The 1,544-nt window shown below is 50.5% G+C and carries 1 rRNA gene; it reads left to right on the top strand.

The window, feature by feature from the left end:
* Positions 1 to 1,544: ribosomal RNA gene (locus J502_RS15960) — 23S ribosomal RNA — on the top strand; the annotation flags it as partial.

Raw genomic sequence — 1,544 nt, 5'->3', positions numbered from 1 at the left:
GTCCCGTACACGAAATGGCACACATAATGATGACGAGTAGGGCGAGGCACGTGAAACCTTGTCTGAATATGGGGGGACCATCCTCCAAGGCTAAATACTCCTGACTGACCGATAGTGAACCAGTACCGTGAGGGAAAGGCGAAAAGAACCCCTGTGAGGGGAGTGAAATAGATCCTGAAACCGCATGCATACAAGCAGTGGGAGCACCTTCGTGGTGTGACTGCGTACCTTTTGTATAATGGGTCAGCGACTTATATTCAGTAGCGAGGTTAACCGTATAGGGGAGCCGTAGAGAAATCGAGTCTTAATAGGGCGTTTAGTTGCTGGGTATAGACCCGAAACCAGGCGATCTATCCATGAGCAGGTTGAAGGTTGGGTAACACTAACTGGAGGACCGAACCCACTGTCGTTGAAAAGCCAGGGGATGACTTGTGGATAGGGGTGAAAGGCTAATCAAGCCTGGTGATAGCTGGTTCTCCCCGAAAGCTATTTAGGTAGCGCCTCGGACGAATACCATAGGGGGTAGAGCACTGTTTCGGCTAGGGGGTCATCCCGACTTACCAAACCGATGCAAACTCCGAATACCTATGAGTACTATCCGGGAGACAGACTGCGGGTGCTAACGTCCGTAGTCAAGAGGAAAACAATCCAGACCGCCAGCTAAGGCCCCAAAATCATAGTTAAGTGGGAAACGATGTGGGAAGGCATAGACAGCTAGGAGGTTGGCTTAGAAGCAGCCACCCTTTAAAGAAAGCGTAATAGCTCACTAGTCGAGTCGGCCTGCGCGGAAGATGTAACGGGGCTAAAACTATGTGCCGAAGCTGCGGATGTATACTTTGTATACGTGGTAGGGGAGCGTTCTGTAAGCCGATGAAGGTGTGTTGAGAAGCATGCTGGAGGTATCAGAAGTGCGAATGCTGACGTGAGTAACGACAAAACGGGTGAAAAACCCGTTCGCCGAAAGACCAAGGGTTCCAGTCCAACGTTAATCGGGGCTGGGTGAGTCGACCCCTAAGGCGAGGCCGAAAGGCGTAGTCGATGGGAAAATGGTTAATATTCCATTACTTCTGTGTAATGCGATGAGAGGACGGAGAAGGCTAAATCAGCCTGGCGTTGGTTGTCCAGGTGAAAGGATGTAGGCATGTATCTTAGGCAAATCCGGGGTACTCTATGCTGAGATCTGATAGCAAGCTGTACTTGTACAGCGAAGTGGTTGATGCCATGCTTCCAGGAAAAGTCTCTAAGCTTCAGTTACACAGGAATCGTACCCGAAACCGACACAGGTGGTCAGGTCGAGTAGACCAAGGCGCTTGAGAGAACTCTGCTGAAGGAACTAGGCAAAATGGTACCGTAACTTCGGGAGAAGGTACGCTGTTGTTGGTGATGGAACTCGCTTCCTGAGCTGACGACAGCCGCAGAAACCAGGCCGCTGCAACTGTTTATTAAAAACATAGCACTCTGCAAACACGAAAGTGGACGTATAGGGTGTGATGCCTGCCCGGTGCTGGAAGGTTAATTGATGGGGTTAGCGTAAGCGAAGCTCT

Origin of the sequence: Acinetobacter sp. 1294596 (assembly GCF_000582925.1) — a bacterium.
In the GTDB taxonomy this organism is placed as follows: domain Bacteria; phylum Pseudomonadota; class Gammaproteobacteria; order Pseudomonadales; family Moraxellaceae; genus Acinetobacter; species Acinetobacter radioresistens.
Note: the sequence above shows the minus strand (reverse complement) of the source record. Positions and strands in the feature narration are given on the sequence as shown.